The sequence below is a fragment of the Methylobacterium cerastii genome (assembly GCF_022179125.1).
Lineage (GTDB): Bacteria > Pseudomonadota > Alphaproteobacteria > Rhizobiales > Beijerinckiaceae > Methylobacterium > Methylobacterium cerastii.
This window is the reverse complement of record NZ_BPQG01000004.1, coordinates 168238-182825: the sequence shown is the minus strand read 5'-3', so window position 1 is coordinate 182825 and position 14588 is coordinate 168238. Positions and strand designations below refer to the sequence as shown.

Genomic DNA, 14588 nt, shown 5'->3' with positions numbered 1-14588 from the left:
GAGCTGCGGTACCTCAGGATGAGGTGGAAGGGAGGAGAACCGCCCTAGCCCGCCGTCGCGGTCTCGCCCAAGGCCGCGCTGATCTGGCTGAGCAGCTTCGAGAAGTCGACGGGCTTGGGGTGGTAGTCGTCGCAGCCGGCCTGGATCGCCTTGTCGCGATCGCCCGACATGGCGTGGGCGGTGAGCGCGATGATCGGGATGCCGCGGGTGTCGCTGCCGGACTTCAGCGCGCGGGCCGCCGACCAGCCGTCGAGGATCGGCAGGTTCATGTCGAGGAGGATCACGTCGGGGCGGCCCGAGCGCGCCTGCTGCACGCCGGCCTCGCCGTCATGAGCCAGGATCACCTCGTACCCGCGACGCTTGAGCCGGCGGGACAGGAAATCCCAGATCTCCTCGTGATCTTCGACCAGCAGAATCTTGGGCATGGATGTTGGGTCCCCGACGCACGGCCGTCCGACGCGTCGCCGCCGCGCATCGATTCTTCAACGCGCGGCGGCCCACGATCGTCCGATTTTTTGTATTCAAACCCTCGTGGCAGATCATCTGCTCGAGGGGAAGGCGCCGCGTTCAGCGATCTTCGTCGTTGAGGTGGAAATGGACCTCTTGGATGTTGGCCCGCTCGAAGGCCTGCATCACGTGCTGGTAGGAGCGCTCCATCTCCGTCACCGCGTCGCCGGGGGTGTCGTCGGGCTTGAGGACGAACATCAGCATCGAGCGCCCGGTCACGTCGTAGCGCTCGCCGGACGTGAAGCTCGCGACCTCCTGGCTGTCGGGCAGGTTGGTGTCGAGCAGGCGCGTCCAGGCCGATCCGCCGACCGACTCGGGCAGGGTGAACTGCACGAGGTCGTGGTAGGCGTTGTACATGATCAGCAAGGTGGCATCGCCGCCGCGCCGGTGCACGCCCGACGCCTGGGCGCGCCCGTCGAGCAGCACCGCTAGGGAGCGGGCGCCGCCGTCGGTCCAGTTCTCAGATCCCATCTCGTGCCCGTCCGGGCGCAGCCACGTCACGTCCTTGACGCCGAACTCCTCGTCGTACTGCCCGGTCAGGTAGCGGCCGCGGCTGAGGATCGGCAGGGCGTTGCGCAGCAGGATCAGGCGCTGGGTGAACTCGGCGAGGTCGCGCTCCTCGGCGCCGATCGCCCCCCAGTCGATCCACGAGACCTCGTTGTCCTGGCAGTAGGCGTTGTTGTTGCCCTGCTGGGTGCGCGCGAACTCGTCGCCGGCCAGCAGCATCGGCGTGCCGTGCGACAGGAACAGGGTCGCGAGCATGTTGCGCATCTGGCGCAGGCGCACGGCGCGGATCGCCGGGTCGTCGGTCGGGCCCTCGACGCCGTAATTGTACGACAGGTTGTGCGAGTGGCCGTCACGGTTGTTTTCGCCGTTCGCCTCGTTGTGCTTGTCGTTGTAGGCGACGGTGTCGTGCAGGGTGAAGCCGTCATGCGCGGTGAGGAAGTTCACCGAGGCCCACGGCTTACGCCCGCGCTTGTTGAACTTGTCGGCCGAGCCGGTGATGCGGTTGGCCAGATCCGGCAGCAGGCCCTCGTCGCCCTTCCAATAGCCGCGCACGTCGTCGCGGAACCGGTCGTTCCACTCGGCCCAGCCGGGCGGGAAGCCGCCGACCTGGTAGCCGCCCGGGCCGCAATCCCACGGCTCGGCGATGAGCTTCACGTCGTTCAGCACCGGGTCCTGGCGGCAGGCGTCGAGGAAGCCGCCGCCCTCGTCGAAGCCGTGCGGCTCGCGCCCGAGGATGGTGGCGAGGTCGAAGCGGAAGCCGTCGACGCGCATCTCGGTCGCCCAGTAGCGCAGGGAGTCCATGACGAGCTGCAGCACGCGGGGATGCGAGAGGTTGAAGGTGTTCCCGGTGCCGGTGTCGTTGATGTAGTAGCGCTCCTGCCCCGGCAGCAGCCGGTAGTAGGAGGCGTTGTCGATCCCCTTGAACGACAGGGTCGGACCCTTCTCGTTGCCCTCGGCGGTGTGGTTGTAGACCACGTCGAGGATCACCTCGAGGCCGGCGCCGTGCAGGCGGGCGACCATCTCCTTGAACTCCGAGAAGGCGAAGTCCGGCACCGCCGCGTAGCGACGGGCGGGGGTGAAGAACGAGATCGTGTTGTAGCCCCAGTAATTGACGAGGTTCTTTTCCTGCAGGTAGTCGTCCTGCACGAAGGCGTGGACCGGCAGCAGTTCCACCGCGGTCACGCCGAGGCTCTTGATGTAGTCGAGCACGTCGGGGTTGCCGAGGCCGGCATAGGTGCCGCGCAGGCGCTCGGGCACCCGCGGATGGTTCTTGGTCAGGCCCTTCACGTGGGCCTCGTAGACGATGGTCTTCTCCCACGGGACGTTCGGCTTGCGGTAAGCGCCCCAGGTGAAGGCCGGGTCGATGACCTGGCTGCGGCGGGTGAACGGCGCGCTGTCGCGCTCGTCGAAGGTCAGGTCGTCGCCGGTCTCCATCTGGTAGCCGAACAGGGCCGGGTTCCAGGTGATCGAGCCGACGAGCCCCTTGGCGTAGGGGTCGATCAGCAGCTTGTTGTGGTTGAAGCGGTGCCCGGCCTTCGGCTCGTAGGGGCCGTGGACGCGGTAACCGTAGATCGTGCCGGGCCGCGCGTCGGGCAGGTAACCGTGCCAGACCTCGTCGGTGTATTCAGGGAGCGCGATCCGCTCGATCTCCTTCTCGCCGGACTCGTCGAACAGGCAGAGCTCGACCTTGGTCGCGTGGGCGGAGAAGACGGCGAAGTTCACGCCGAGGCCGTCCCAGGTGGCGCCGCGGGGATAGGGCTTGCCTTCCTGGATGCGCGAACGAACGGGGCGGGTCGAGACTACGTTTCGAATTGGGTCGGCCATGTTCACTCCGTCGGCCGGGGCCGCATCACGACGACCGCCGCCTGACGTTCGGCGACGGGGCCCCCGGGCCGTTTTGTGAACGTGCGGCCGACGGCGAAGCTCCCGGGCGCCGGAAATTTTTGCAGCGCAGCGACACGAGCCCGCGATCCGGGCGGAACCCGTTCCGGCACCTGCGATTTTTGCGCGAGCTGGGTTCTTCCACCGCCCCGTGCGGCGCGCCATAGTAAGGGCTCGCCCCGGGCACGGCCCGGCATTCGCGGCCCATCGCGGCGCCAATCGAGCGCGTCGCGCCTTCCGGAGCAGACCGCATGAGCGTCGAGGCAACGAACGACGAAGGCCCCGATCACGCCTCCGGGCTGCAGATCGTGGCCGACCGCCACGGCGTCGGCCTCGACGCGGTACGCCACCTGTTGCGGGCGCTGGAGGCCGGCAACGGCACGATGGCGCAGTTCGACCACCCGGAACTCGGCGGCATGGGCCAGTGGTTCTCCGGCGGCATGGTCATGGTCGGACGGATGTTCGACGCCGAGCTGAAGGCCCGCGTCGCCGGCCTCTGCGCCGAGCTTGCCGGCGCGCTGCCCGCCGCCGGCTGGAGCGGCCAGGGATGGAACGCAGGCGAGCGCGGCGGCGGCGAATGGTGGCCGGCGGGCCTCGGCCGGCCGTCGAGCGCCGGCGCCCAGGACGGGCTGCGCTACGCCTACTTCCCCGAGGCAAGGCGGCTGGCGATCGAGTCCGATTCCGGCGTCGCGCTCTACGACACCGGCGAGCACCGGATCTCGGGCGTCTCTCAGTCGAACGGCGCCCTGCGCTTCACGGGACCGCAGGGGAGCATCGGCCTCGACACCCTGCGCCGCCTCGCCCCCGACGCGACCGAGCCCGCACGCGCCGCCGCCTCTACCCCCGAACCTTGCCCTCCCCCCGCCCCCAAACCGCAGCCTGCGGCCGCGCCGGAGCCGGCGCCAGACGGCGACGTGTTCACGAAGATCGAGCGGCTCGCCGAGCTTCACGGCCGCGGCGTCCTCACCGAGGCCGAGTTCGCCGACAAGAAGGCCGAGCTGCTCTCGCGGATCTAGCGTCGCCCGCAAAACCCCGCCGCGCCGTTGGGCCACAGGGCGGAACGCACCGCTTTCGGGCGTTCCGCACAGGTCGTTCGAGCCCGCCCGCCCCATATGTCGAAGGCGGCCGCGTTCCGGTCCGCCGGACAGCGTATGGCCACGATCGGCGACCTCCTCGACGTCACCACGATCTACCACGAGCCGGCGGTGGAGACGTTTCCGCGCGGGCGCGAGATCCTTGCGCGCTATCCCGACGCGACGCGCATCGCGGTGCCGTCGCACTGGAACATCCCGGCGCTCCACGGCAACGAAGGCTCGGTGGAGGACTGGGTCCGGATCAAGCGCTCGACCCTGGTGCTCGGCGTGAAGAAGGGGCTGACGATGCGCCCCAACGGGCGCAGCGCCCACTTCATCGCGCCCTCGACCTCGAACGGCTGCGCCATGGCCTGCGCCTATTGCTACGTGCCGCGGCGCAAGGGCTTCTCGAACCCGATCTCGCTGTTCGTGAACGTCGAGGCCGCCTGCGCGGCGATCGCGCGGCACGCCACGCGGCAAGGGGCGCTGCCCGAGCCCGACACCATCGATCCGGCCGCCTGGGTCTACGACATCGGCGAGAACGGCGACCTCTCGGTCGACGCCGCGATCTGCGACAACGTCCGCGACCTCGTCGCCCTGTTCCGCACGCTCCCGAACGCCAAGGGTTCGTTCGCGACCAAGGCCGTGAACCGCGACCTGCTCGCCTACGACCCGCAGGGGCGCACCCGCATCCGCTTCTCGCTGATGCCGGCGCGGATCGCCAAGGTCGTCGACGTGCGCACCAGCCCGGTCGCGGAGCGGATCGCGGCGATCGACGACTTCGTGGCCGCCGGCTACGAGGTGCACGTCAACTTCTCGCCGGTCATCCTCTACGAGGGCTGGGAGGCGGATTGGCGGGCGCTGTTCCAGGAGATCGACGGCACGCTCTCGGACGCCGCCAAGGCCCAGCTCAAGTGCGAGATCATCCTGCTGACGCACAATGCCGGCCTGCACGCGGTCAACCTCGGCTGGCACCCGCGCGCCGAAGACCTGCTGTGGCGGCCCGACATCCAGGAGGCGAAGGTCTCGGAGGGCGGCGGCGCCAACGTGCGCTACCGCGCCGGATGGAAGGGCCGCTGGCTCGCCCGCTTCAAGGCGGTGCTCGACGAGACGATGCCGTACTGCACCGTGCGCTACGCGTTCTGAACGGCGAAATCGAACCGTTCTCGCCGGCCCCGCGTTCCCGTCCGCATTCGGGAGAGCGATCCACCATGAGCGACCACGCACGATACCTGAGCGAGGCGGTGCAGCTTGCCGCCGACAACGTCTGCGACGGGGGCACGCCCTACGGCGCCGTGCTCGTGCGCGGCGACGAGGTCCTGGCCCGAGTCGCCAACAACGTGCACACCACCAACGACCCGACCGGCCACGCCGAGATGGTGGCCCTGCGCGAGGCCAGCCGGCGCCTCAACAGCCGCGACCTGTCGGGGAGCGTGATGTACGCCAGCGGCCAGCCCTGCCCGATGTGCCACGCCGCGATGCGGCTCTCGGGGATACGCGAGGGCTACTTCGCCAACGCCGCCGCGACGGCCGGCAAATTCGGGCTGCTCGGTGCCGAGATCTACGCCGAGCTGTGCCGCCCGCTCGACGAGCAGCCGATGCGGCTGAAGCACCTCGACGTACCGGAGGCCACGGCACCCTACGCGGCCTGGAAGGCGCGCAAGGACCAAGCGTGACGGGGTCCGCCGCGTCGCGTCCCGTCAGTGCGTCCAGGGGGCCGTGCGGTTGAACTTGAAGTTGTCGGAGTAGGACAGCCCCTTGCGCGGGGGCGCCTTCTTCGGCTCCTCGACGCGGTAGGCGATGCCGGCCTTCTTGGCGTAGGCGACTGCGTCCTCCAGCGTCTCGAACTTCAGGTGGACCTGCTGCAGCATGTCGCCCGACCCGGTCCAGCCCATCAGCGGGTCGGTCTCGCGCGGTGCGGTCTGGTCGAACTCGAGGTGCCAGACCTTGGTGCGCGCGGTGCCGGACTGCGACGCGTCCTTGGACGGCTGGAAGATGCGGGCGCTCGACATGGCCTTCAGACACCGCTCCGGAAATCGATGGTCGGGGCGATAGGATTCGAACCTACGACCCCCTGGTCCCAAACCAGGTGCGCTACCAGACTGCGCTACACCCCGACATGCATCGGTCTTACGGGGTCGGCGCGATGCCGGCAAGGTTCGATCGGTGTCGCGGGAGAAGACGCGGTGGCCTTGGACGCGGCGGCCCTAGACGCGGATGTCGAGGAGCTTCCGCTCCATGGCGTCGGAGGCGCGCACGACCGCGGCGTTGGCCGCGAAGGAAGCCTTGTCCTCGATCATCCTGACGGCCGTGCTCGACAGGTCCACCTGGGTGGCGCTCGGCAGGCTCGTCCCGATCTCGGCCACCTGCGTGGCGCTCGACGCGAACCTCTGCGACGCGGCGACGAGGCCGGCACTGCTGATCGATGTCGCGCTGATCATGGATCGCCTCCCCGATGCAGCGACTCAAACCATGCCGCCCGTGAAGGAATCGGCCGCGGAGTGGATCGCATTTGATCGAGTCGGCAGTAACGCCCGGCACACGATTCGCGATGAGGCGATGGCCGACGTGATCCAAGCCGGCCTGACCTGCGCGGTCGTACCTTCGGACCCGCCCGGTTCCGAACGCCGCTTGATCCGCGGCGCATCCGACCCACCTGCGGCATCGAGGGCGCGACGGTCCACGTCACGTGAGGAAGTTTCGATGATCGATCTCTACTACTGGCCGACCCCGAACGGTCACAAGGTGACGATGTTCCTCGAGGAGGCGGGGCTTCCCTATACGATCAAGCCGGTCAACATCGGCAAGGGCGAGCAGTTCGATCCCGGCTTTCTCAAGATCGCGCCGAACAACCGCATGCCGGCGATCGTCGACCACGAGCCGGCCGGCGGCGGTGCGCCGATCACGCTGTTCGAGTCGGGCGCGATCCTGCTCTACCTCGCCGAGAAGACCGGCCGGTTCCTCGCCACGGACCTGCGCGGGCGGCAGGAGGCGCTGCAATGGCTGTTCTGGCAGATGGGCGGCCTCGGGCCGATGCTCGGCCAGAACCACCACTTCTCGCAATACGCCCCCGAGAAGATCCCCTACGCGGTCAACCGCTACGTCAACGAGACCAACCGGCTCTACGGCGTCCTCGACCGGCGCCTGGCCGACCGGGACTACGTCGCGGGCGATTACGGCATCGCCGACATGGCGGCCTATCCCTGGATCGTCCCGTGGGAGAAGCAGGGCCAAAACCTCGACGAGCACCCGAACCTCAAGCGCTGGTTCCATGCGATCAGTGAGCGCCCGGGCACGAAGGCGGCCTACGCCCGAGCCCCGGAGGTCAACCCGGACCACGGCAAGACCATGAGCGAGGACGCCAAGAAGGTGATGTTCGGGCAGACGGCCGGGAACACCAAGCGCTGACGGCGCGACGGACCCGCGTCGTCCAATCAGGGGTTCGCCTCGCGCGACGTGTGGTGATCGAAGCGCGGGTCCCCTCTCCCGGGGGTAGAGGGGGCCGCGTCGGGTTGGGCGCGCCACCCTGATCCGCGGCTGAGCCTGTGAGGCGTCCTACCGCCTCAGCCCATCCAACGGCACCGGTGCCGCGTGCGGCCGGGTCGCCAGCATCCCGTCGATCAGCGCGAGCACCTCGGCCCGGCCGCAATTGGCGGCGGGCTCGAACGGGGTCCAGGTCTGGGTGAAGTCGAGGCGGGCGAACACGTCGCGGTAGTGGCGCAGCTCGTTCGTCGTGAGGGGCACGCCGCGCACGAAGGCCTTGTGCGCCGAGATCGTCACGGCGCGGCGGAAATCCGCGGGGTCGAGTTCGAACTTCAGCGCGTCGCCGCAGAAGCAGATCTTGCGGCCTCGGTCGAACAGCACCGCGTGGCCGTCGAAATGGCCGGCGGTGCGGTGCAGCTCGAGGCCCGGCAGCGGCTCGAGGAAGTCGTCGTAGGGCCACGACACCTGCAGCGCCGCGCTCCAGGTGAAGTCGGCGGCCGGCAGGCACAGCTCCGGGTCGAACCGATCCTGCAGCTGCACCAGCGCCCCGTAGGCGTGCGGGTGCGAGGACGAGAGCACCTGCATGCCCCCGAGGCTCGCGATGTGGTCGAGCGCCTCCTCGCTGAACACCGGGCAACCCTCGAAGCCCATGTTCCCGGCATCCGTGCAGATCAGGTAGCTCGACGGGCCGATCCCCGAGACCGGCTCGTTCCAGAACCGCCAGACGCCCGGCTCGAGCTCCTGCCAATGGCAGGGGAAGCGCTCCTGGGCTTGCCCCTTGGTCCAGAACTGCCAGCCGTCCTGCGGCACCACGTGGCGGGCATCGAGGCACATCGGGCAGGCGGGCGGCGTCGTGAAGTGGCGCTGCCAGAAGCCGCAATTGTCGCAGACGTAGGCCGGCAGATCGAGGGCGCCGGCAAAGGGCAGGTATCCGGGCACGCGTCGCCTCGTGGCAGCAGGGATGGTCGCAGCGCTTCGTAGAACCGTTCCCGATCGCGTTGCAATCGCGAACGGAAGCCCGTCAGGGCCGCGGCAGCAGGCGGCGCGGGGCGCGGGCGACCGCGGCGGCGCTCGCGAGACCCACCAGGGCGATTCCGGCGAAGCCCGCCATCAGCAGGTCGCGCTCGCGGCTGGTCCAGAACGCGGTGCGCGTCGCCTTGGTCCGGTCGCCGAAGCGCCCGTCGATTCCGACGTCGCCCGGCACCGGGGCGTCGAGGTTGCCCACCCGGTCGGCCATGTCCTCGTCGGTCATCTGCTTCGGCCACATCTCGGCGGCCTTCTTGTCGGCGAAGCCCGGGACCAGCGCTTGCGCTGCCGCCATCATCACCGTGCTGCGGCCGACCCAGACCTCGCGGCGCGGATGCTCGGCGGCGAAGACGATCGCCTCGGCGCAGAGGCGGGAATCGTAGACCGGGTCCGGCGCGTTCTGGTCGCGGCCGGTCCGGTTGCGGGTCCACTTGTATTGCGGCGTGTTCACCGCCGGCAGGTAGATCACGCTGAGCGAGACATCGCTCTTGTCGTGGATCAGCTCGCAGCGCAGCGAATCCGTGAAGCCGGAGACGGCGAACTTGGCCGCGCAGTACGGCGCCTGCAGAGCCGCCGCGCGAAACCCTAGGCCCGACGAGACCTGAAGGATCGCCCCGCGGTTGCGCGGCTTCATGTAACGCAGGGCGGCCAGCGTCCCGTAGACCTGGCTGAGATAGGTCGTCTCGGTGACGCGGCGGTACTCGGCCGGCGTGATCCGGTCGGCCGGGCTCACCACCGTCGACATCGCGTTGTTGACCCAGGCGCGGATCTGCCCGAGCTCGGCCTCGATCCGGGCGGCGGCCGCATCCACCGCCTCGGCGTCCGACACGTCGGCGGAGATGGTGAGGACCGGGCGGCCGTAGGCGGCCAAGGCGGCGGCGGTGGAACGCAGGCGGCCCGCGTCGCGGGCGATCACGGCGACCGCCCAGCCGCGGGACGCGAACAGGTGGGCGGTGGCGAGCCCGATCCCGGCGGTGCCTCCCGTGACGACTGCGACCCGTGCCATGCGCGCTCTTCCCCCCGACGTCTTCGCAGCGACAAGCCGTCGCCGCCGAAGGTCGCCGGTGATCCGGTCAGGCGTGCGCGGGTGCCGCGTGGGCCGGGGTGCCGCCGTGGCCGTCGTCGGCCTTCTTGCCGCGCTTCCGTCCGATCCAGATCACGATGTTCCGGATCATCACGTAGAAGACCGGCGTCAGGAACAGGCCGAAGAAGGTCGCGCCGATCATCCCGAAGAACACCGCCGTGCCGAGCGCCTGACGCATCTCGGCGCCGGGGCCGGTGGCGATCACCAGCGGCAGCACGCCGAGGATGAAGGCGAAGGCGGTCATCAGGATCGGGCGCAGGCGCAGGCGGCAGGCCTGGATCGCGGCGGCGACCGGGCCCTTGTGCTCGGCCTCCTCGATGTCGTGCGCGAACTCGACGATCAGGATGGCGTTCTTGGCGGCCAGGCCGATCAGTACGATCAACCCGATCTGGGTCAGGATGTTGTTGTCCTGGCCCCGCAACTGCACGCCAAAGAGCGCAGCGAGCACGCCCGTCGGCACCACCATCAGGATCGAGATCGGCAGCGCCCAGCTCTCGTACTGGGCGGCGAGCACCAGGAACACGAGCAGGATGCCCAGCGCGAACACGTAGACCGCCGTGTTGCCGGTGGCCTTCTGCTGGTAGGCGATCTCGGTCCAGTCGTAGGCGTAGCCTTCCGGCAGCGCCTTGGCCGCGATCTGCTCCATGGCGGTCAGCGCCTGGCCGGTCGAGACGCCGGGCTTGGCCACGCCCTGCACCGGCACCGAATAGTACAGGTTGAAGCGCTGCACGATCTGCGGGCCGGCCACGGTGCGCAGCGAGGCGAGCGTCCCCAGCGGCACCAGGGCGCCGGTGGAGGAGCGGACCTTGATCTGCGAGATGTCCTGCTGCGAGGTCCGGTAGGCGGCGTCCGATTGCAGGCGCACCTGGTAGATGCGGCCGAGCGTGTTGAAGTCGTTGACGTAGGCGCCGCCGAGATCCGCCTGGACCGAGGCGAAGACGTTGGCCAGCGGCACGTTCAGCATCCGGGCGATCGTGCGATCGATGTCGAGGTAGAGCTGCGGCGTGTCGTTGCCGAAGGTGGTGAACACCCGCTGCACGTCGCTGCTCTGGTTGGCCTGGCCGATCAGCTCGCCGGCGGCCGCCAGCAGCGGGCCGGTCTGCGAGGATTGCCGGCTCTCGATCTGCATCTTGAAGCCGCCGCCGTTGCCGAGGCCGCGGACCGGCGGCGGCGGGATGACGATGACCCGCGCCTCCTGGATGTTGGCGGTGGCCTTCAGCACGTCGCCGGTGATGACGGCCGCGCTGCGCCCGTGGACCGCCCGCTCCTTGGCGCCGGCCAGCGTGATGAACATCACGCCGGAGTTGGTGGTGTTGGTGAAGGTCGCGCCGTCGAAGCCGGCGATGATGACCGTGTTGGTCACGCCGTCGATCTTGCGCGCCTCCGCCGCCGCCCGATTCACCACCGCGGTGGTGCGGTCGAGCGAGGCGCCCGCCGGCAGCTGGACCACGCCGATCAGGTAGCCCTGGTCCTGGTCGGGGATGAAGCCCGTCGGCGTCGTCTGCACGAGGTGGATCGTGCCGAAGATGACGAAGCCGTAGAACACCATCACCGCGACGATGCCGACGGTGTAGCCGGTGAGCAGGCCGACGATCCGGGCGTAGCCGTTCGAGAGCGCCTCGAAGCCGCGGTTGAACAGGTCCGCGAGCCACGCGATGAACCGCGTCAGGAAGAACTTCGGCTTCTTGCGGGCGTGGTGGGGCACCAGCAGCAGCTTGCAGAGCGCCGGCGACAGGGTCAGCGAGTTGAAGGCCGAGATGATCGTCGAGGCGGCGATCGTCAGCGCGAACTGCTTGTAGAACTGGCCCGAGATGCCGGGGATGAACGCCGTCGGGATGAACACCGCGGCCAGCACCAGCGCGATGGCGACGACGGCCGAGCCGACCTCGTCCATGGTCTTGTGCGCGGCCTCGCCCGGCGAGAGCCCCTCCTCCATGTTGCGCTCGACGTTCTCGACCACGACGATCGCGTCGTCGACGACGATGCCGATGGCGAGCACCAGCCCGAACAGGGTGAGGTTGTTCAGCGAGAAGCCGAAGGCCGACATCGCCGCGAAGGTGCCGACGAGCGAAACGGGAATCGCGATCACCGGGATCAGCGCCGTGCGCCAGCTCTGGAGGAACACCAGGATCACGATCACCACGAGGCCGACCGCCTCGAACAGGGTCTTGTAGACCTCCTGGATCGACTCCTCGATGAACTCGGTCGGGTTGTAGGCGATGCGGTACTCGACGTCGGGCGGGAAGTTCTTCTTGAGGTTCTCCATCACCTTCTTGACGGAGGCGGCAGCGTCGAGCGCGTTGGTGCCCGGGCGCTGGAACGCGCCGATGCCCACCGCCGGCGTGGCGTTCAGGAAGGAGTTCGTGGTGTAGTCCTTCTGGCCCATCTCGGTGCGGGCCACGTCCTTCACCCGCACGAGGCGGCCGTTGGTGGCCTTCACGATGACGTCGGCGAACTCCTCCGGCGTCTGGAAGCGGCCTTGCGACTGCACCACGAGCTGGAACGCCTCGCCGGTCTTGGCCGGCGGCGCGTTGAGGGCGCCGGCGGCGACCTGCACGTTCTGCTCCTGCAGCGCCGCGGTCACGTCGGTGGTGGAGAGGCCGTAGGCGGCGAGCTTGTTCGGGTCGAGCCAGATGCGCTCGGCGTACTCGTTGCCGCCGAAGATGGTGATGTCGCCGACGCCGTCGAGGCGAAGCATCTCATCGCGGATGTTCAGGTAGATATAGTTGGCCAGATAGTTCTGGTCATAGGTCTTGTTCGGCGACAGCAAGTGCACGACCAGCATCAGGTCGGGCGATGCTTTACGCACGGTGACGCCGAGGTTGCGCACGTCAGGCGGCAGGCGCGGCTGGGCCACCGAGAGCCGGTTCTGCACCAGCACGTTGGCGATATCGAGGTTGGTGCCGACCTTGAAGGTGACGGTCAGCAGCATGTTGCCGTCGTTGGTGGACAACGACGTCATGTAGAGCATGTTGTCGACGCCGTTCACCTCCTGCTCGATCGGCGTCGCGATCGTCGCGGCCACCGTCTCGGCGTTGGCGCCGGGGAAGCTCGCGCGCACGGTCACCGTCGGCGGCACGATCTCGGGATATTGCGAGACCGGCAAGCTCTCGTAGGCGACGAAGCCGAGGAGCAGGAAGATGATCGACGTGACCGACGCGAAGATCGGCCGATCGACGAAGAAGTGGGCAAAACGCATCGGTCAAACCTCTGGGTCGCCGCCCCTCGCGGAGCCGGCCACCGGCGTCGTCGATGGCGCCGCACCGGTCGGGACCGGTGCCGCTCGTCGGCTCGAGACCGCCGGGCGGCCTCGGGTCTTGCTACGCCTCAGGTCTCGCGCGGCCTCAGGTCTTATGAGCCTCAGGTCTTGTTAACCCTAGGTCTTGCTCGGCGGCAGCGTGGTCGATTCCGGCGTGACCTTGGCGCCGGGGCGCACGCGGGACGTGCCGTTGACCACGATGGTCTCGTCGCCCTTCAGCCCGTCGCGGATCATGCGGTAGCCGTCGACCTTGGGTCCGAGCTTCACGTCCCGGGAGCTCACCGTCCCGTCCTCGGCGACGAGGTAGACGATGCGCTTGTCCTGGTTGGCGGCGACCGCCTCGTCCGGGATCAGGACGCCCTGGAAGGGCTTCGTCGCGGGCATCGAGACGATGCCGAACAGGCCCGGCTTGATGAAGCCGTCGGCGTTCTCGACCGTGGCGCGCAGGAGGATCGTGCCGGTCGCGTTGTCGACGCGGTTGTCGACGAAGTCGAGGGTGCCCTTGCGGGTCGGCTTGGCCTCGCCCGACAGCGCGATCAGGATCGGGACGCCCTTGCCGCGCTGGGTCTGGCCCATGCCGATGCCGAGCGAGCCCTGGTATTTCAGGAACGACTTCTCGTCGACGGTGAAGGAGAAGTAGATCGGATCGAGCGAGACGATGGTGGTCAGCATCGTCTGGTCGGTGATGACGATGTTGCCCTCGGTGACGAGGCGCTGGCTGATCCGCCCGTTGATCGGCGACTTCACTTCCGAGAAGTCGAAGTTCAGCTGGGCGTTGCGGAGCGCCGCCTCGGCGCTGTCCACGTCGGCCTGCGCGGTCTGCGAGGCCTGCCGGCGCTGGTCGGTGACCTGCTCGGAGATATTGCCGCCCTTCGACAGGGTCTGCGCGCGCTCCAGGTCGGTCTGCGAGAACGACAGCCGGGCCTTCGCGGAGGTCAGCGAGGCCTGCGCCTGCTCCAGGGCCGCCTTGTAGGGGCGCCGGTCGATGACGAAGAGCACGTCGCCCTTCTTCACCGTGGCGCCGTCGGTGAAGTTGATCTTCTCCAGGTAGCCGGTCACCCGCGCCCGGACCTCGACGAACTCGATCGGGTCGAAGCGGCCGGTATATTGGTCCTGCTCGATGATCTCGCGGACCACGGGCTTGGCGACCGTCACCTTCGGCGGCGGGCCGCCCGGCGCCTGGGCGCGGGCCTGCGGCGCGGAGAGCGCCGCGGCGATCACGATGAGGCTTGCGAGCCGACGCTTGTACATGGATGGTTCCCCAGCAGCCCGCCACCTATTCCCCGAAGCGCACACAGGTTGTGCGCCGCCGCACATGGCTTCGCCGCCGCGAGACGAACGACGCGCGCGGTGCGACGCTTCGACGGACCTACTCAATCGCTTCACCGGCCGCCGACCAGTCGCGGTAGCCGCCCTTGTAGTGTTCGTTCAGATCGAGCCCGGTCGCCTGCATCGCGTCGAGCGCGTGGACGGAGCGCACGCCGGAGCCGCAGGAGAAGACCGGGCGGCGCCCGTCCGCCTCGATCAGCGCGGCGACCGCCGTCGGGTCGAAGGTCGAGAGCGGGTGCATCACCGCGCCGGGGATGTGGCCGTTCTCGTATTCATGCGGCTCGCGCACGTCGATCACCAGCATCGAACCGTCGGCGAGGCCCTGCTTGATCGCATCGCGGTCGAGGTCGACAACACGCATCGGTCGATTCCCTGGGAGAGAGGCCGGCTGCGCGGGCACCGGCGCGCGGGCTGACGCTTTCCCTTATTCGTCAGCCGC

General features: G+C 68.9%; 13 protein-coding genes and 1 tRNA gene. 4 read left to right on the top strand and 10 right to left on the bottom strand.

The features are described from left to right. Nucleotides 1-44: 44 nt before the first annotated feature. Nucleotides 45-425, bottom strand: a complete 381-nt coding sequence (locus tag MFF13_RS01555; protein ID WP_147750369.1) for a response regulator — start codon at nucleotides 423-425, stop codon at nucleotides 45-47. Between the two features lie 142 nt (nucleotides 426-567). Beyond that, entirely contained in the window at nucleotides 568-2838 is a 2271-nt protein-coding gene (gene glgX / locus MFF13_RS01550; protein WP_147750368.1) for a glycogen debranching protein GlgX, read from the bottom strand. A 308-nt stretch (nucleotides 2839-3146) separates the two neighbouring features. Between glgX and MFF13_RS01545 the strand changes: the two genes are divergently transcribed. From MFF13_RS01545 to MFF13_RS01535, 3 genes are all read left to right on the top strand, one after another. Continuing rightward, nucleotides 3147-3911, top strand: coding sequence for an SHOCT domain-containing protein (locus tag MFF13_RS01545; protein ID WP_238270238.1), 765 nt, complete (start codon nucleotides 3147-3149; stop codon nucleotides 3909-3911). A 135-nt stretch (nucleotides 3912-4046) separates the two neighbouring features. After that, on the top strand, nucleotides 4047-5114 hold the full coding sequence (locus MFF13_RS01540) for a spore photoproduct lyase family protein (protein WP_147764423.1): 1068 nt from the start codon (nucleotides 4047-4049) through the stop codon (nucleotides 5112-5114). A gap of 65 nt (nucleotides 5115-5179) precedes the next feature. Further along, nucleotides 5180-5644, top strand: coding sequence for a nucleoside deaminase (locus MFF13_RS01535; protein WP_238270236.1), 465 nt, complete (start codon nucleotides 5180-5182; stop codon nucleotides 5642-5644). Nucleotides 5645-5668: 24 nt separating this feature from the next. Here MFF13_RS01535 and MFF13_RS01530 read toward each other — a convergent pair whose 3' ends face one another. From MFF13_RS01530 to MFF13_RS01520, 3 genes are all read right to left on the bottom strand, one after another. Next, on the bottom strand, nucleotides 5669-5980 hold the full coding sequence (locus tag MFF13_RS01530) for an ETC complex I subunit (RefSeq protein ID WP_147750364.1): 312 nt from the start codon (nucleotides 5978-5980) through the stop codon (nucleotides 5669-5671). 28 nt (nucleotides 5981-6008) lie between these two features. Continuing rightward, a tRNA-Pro gene (locus MFF13_RS01525) sits at nucleotides 6009-6085 on the bottom strand. A gap of 90 nt (nucleotides 6086-6175) precedes the next feature. Beyond that, on the bottom strand, nucleotides 6176-6409 hold the full coding sequence (locus MFF13_RS01520) for a hypothetical protein (RefSeq protein WP_147750363.1): 234 nt from the start codon (nucleotides 6407-6409) through the stop codon (nucleotides 6176-6178). 262 nt (nucleotides 6410-6671) lie between these two features. On the opposite strand from MFF13_RS01520, the gene MFF13_RS01515 reads away from it, so the two are divergent. Further along, on the top strand, nucleotides 6672-7376 hold the full coding sequence (locus tag MFF13_RS01515; RefSeq protein ID WP_147764424.1) for a glutathione S-transferase N-terminal domain-containing protein: 705 nt from the start codon (nucleotides 6672-6674) through the stop codon (nucleotides 7374-7376). Nucleotides 7377-7523: 147 nt separating this feature from the next. On the opposite strand, the gene MFF13_RS01510 is transcribed toward MFF13_RS01515, so the two are convergent. The 5 genes from MFF13_RS01510 to MFF13_RS01490 all read right to left on the bottom strand — a co-directional run bounded on the left by MFF13_RS01510 (nucleotide 7524) and on the right by MFF13_RS01490 (nucleotide 14510). Then, nucleotides 7524-8390, bottom strand: a complete 867-nt coding sequence (locus tag MFF13_RS01510) for an MBL fold metallo-hydrolase (RefSeq protein WP_238270235.1) — start codon at nucleotides 8388-8390, stop codon at nucleotides 7524-7526. 82 nt (nucleotides 8391-8472) lie between these two features. Further along, a complete protein-coding gene (locus MFF13_RS01505) occupies nucleotides 8473-9483 on the bottom strand; it encodes an SDR family oxidoreductase (protein WP_238270233.1) in 1011 nt (336 codons plus the stop codon). Between the two features lie 67 nt (nucleotides 9484-9550). Then, complete coding sequence (locus MFF13_RS01500) at nucleotides 9551-12760, bottom strand: efflux RND transporter permease subunit (protein ID WP_147814574.1); 3210 nt, start codon at nucleotides 12758-12760, stop codon at nucleotides 9551-9553. Between the two features lie 177 nt (nucleotides 12761-12937). Further along, on the bottom strand, nucleotides 12938-14071 hold the full coding sequence (locus MFF13_RS01495; protein ID WP_238270232.1) for an efflux RND transporter periplasmic adaptor subunit: 1134 nt from the start codon (nucleotides 14069-14071) through the stop codon (nucleotides 12938-12940). Nucleotides 14072-14189: 118 nt separating this feature from the next. Beyond that, nucleotides 14190-14510: a rhodanese-like domain-containing protein gene (locus MFF13_RS01490; RefSeq protein WP_147764429.1), complete on the bottom strand. Its 321-nt coding sequence runs from the start codon at nucleotides 14508-14510 to the stop codon at nucleotides 14190-14192. Nucleotides 14511-14588 lie beyond the last annotated feature (78 nt).

Coding starts and splice junctions, on each gene's coding strand:
- MFF13_RS01555 (WP_147750369.1), bottom strand. CDS start 425: ATGCCCAAGATTCTGCTGGTCGAAGATCACGAGGAGATCTGGGATTTC.
- MFF13_RS01500 (WP_147814574.1), bottom strand. CDS start 12,760: ATGCGTTTTGCCCACTTCTTCGTCGATCGGCCGATCTTCGCGTCGGTC.
- MFF13_RS01490 (WP_147764429.1), bottom strand. CDS start 14,510: ATGCGTGTTGTCGACCTCGACCGCGATGCGATCAAGCAGGGCCTCGCC.
- MFF13_RS01495 (WP_238270232.1), bottom strand. CDS start 14,071: ATGTACAAGCGTCGGCTCGCAAGCCTCATCGTGATCGCCGCGGCGCTC.
- MFF13_RS01520 (WP_147750363.1), bottom strand. CDS start 6,409: ATGATCAGCGCGACATCGATCAGCAGTGCCGGCCTCGTCGCCGCGTCG.
- MFF13_RS01540 (WP_147764423.1), top strand. CDS start 4,047: ATGGCCACGATCGGCGACCTCCTCGACGTCACCACGATCTACCACGAG.
- MFF13_RS01535 (WP_238270236.1), top strand. CDS start 5,180: ATGAGCGACCACGCACGATACCTGAGCGAGGCGGTGCAGCTTGCCGCC.
- MFF13_RS01545 (WP_238270238.1), top strand. CDS start 3,147: ATGAGCGTCGAGGCAACGAACGACGAAGGCCCCGATCACGCCTCCGGG.
- MFF13_RS01515 (WP_147764424.1), top strand. CDS start 6,672: ATGATCGATCTCTACTACTGGCCGACCCCGAACGGTCACAAGGTGACG.
- MFF13_RS01530 (WP_147750364.1), bottom strand. CDS start 5,980: ATGTCGAGCGCCCGCATCTTCCAGCCGTCCAAGGACGCGTCGCAGTCC.
- glgX (WP_147750368.1), bottom strand. CDS start 2,838: ATGGCCGACCCAATTCGAAACGTAGTCTCGACCCGCCCCGTTCGTTCG.
- MFF13_RS01505 (WP_238270233.1), bottom strand. CDS start 9,483: ATGGCACGGGTCGCAGTCGTCACGGGAGGCACCGCCGGGATCGGGCTC.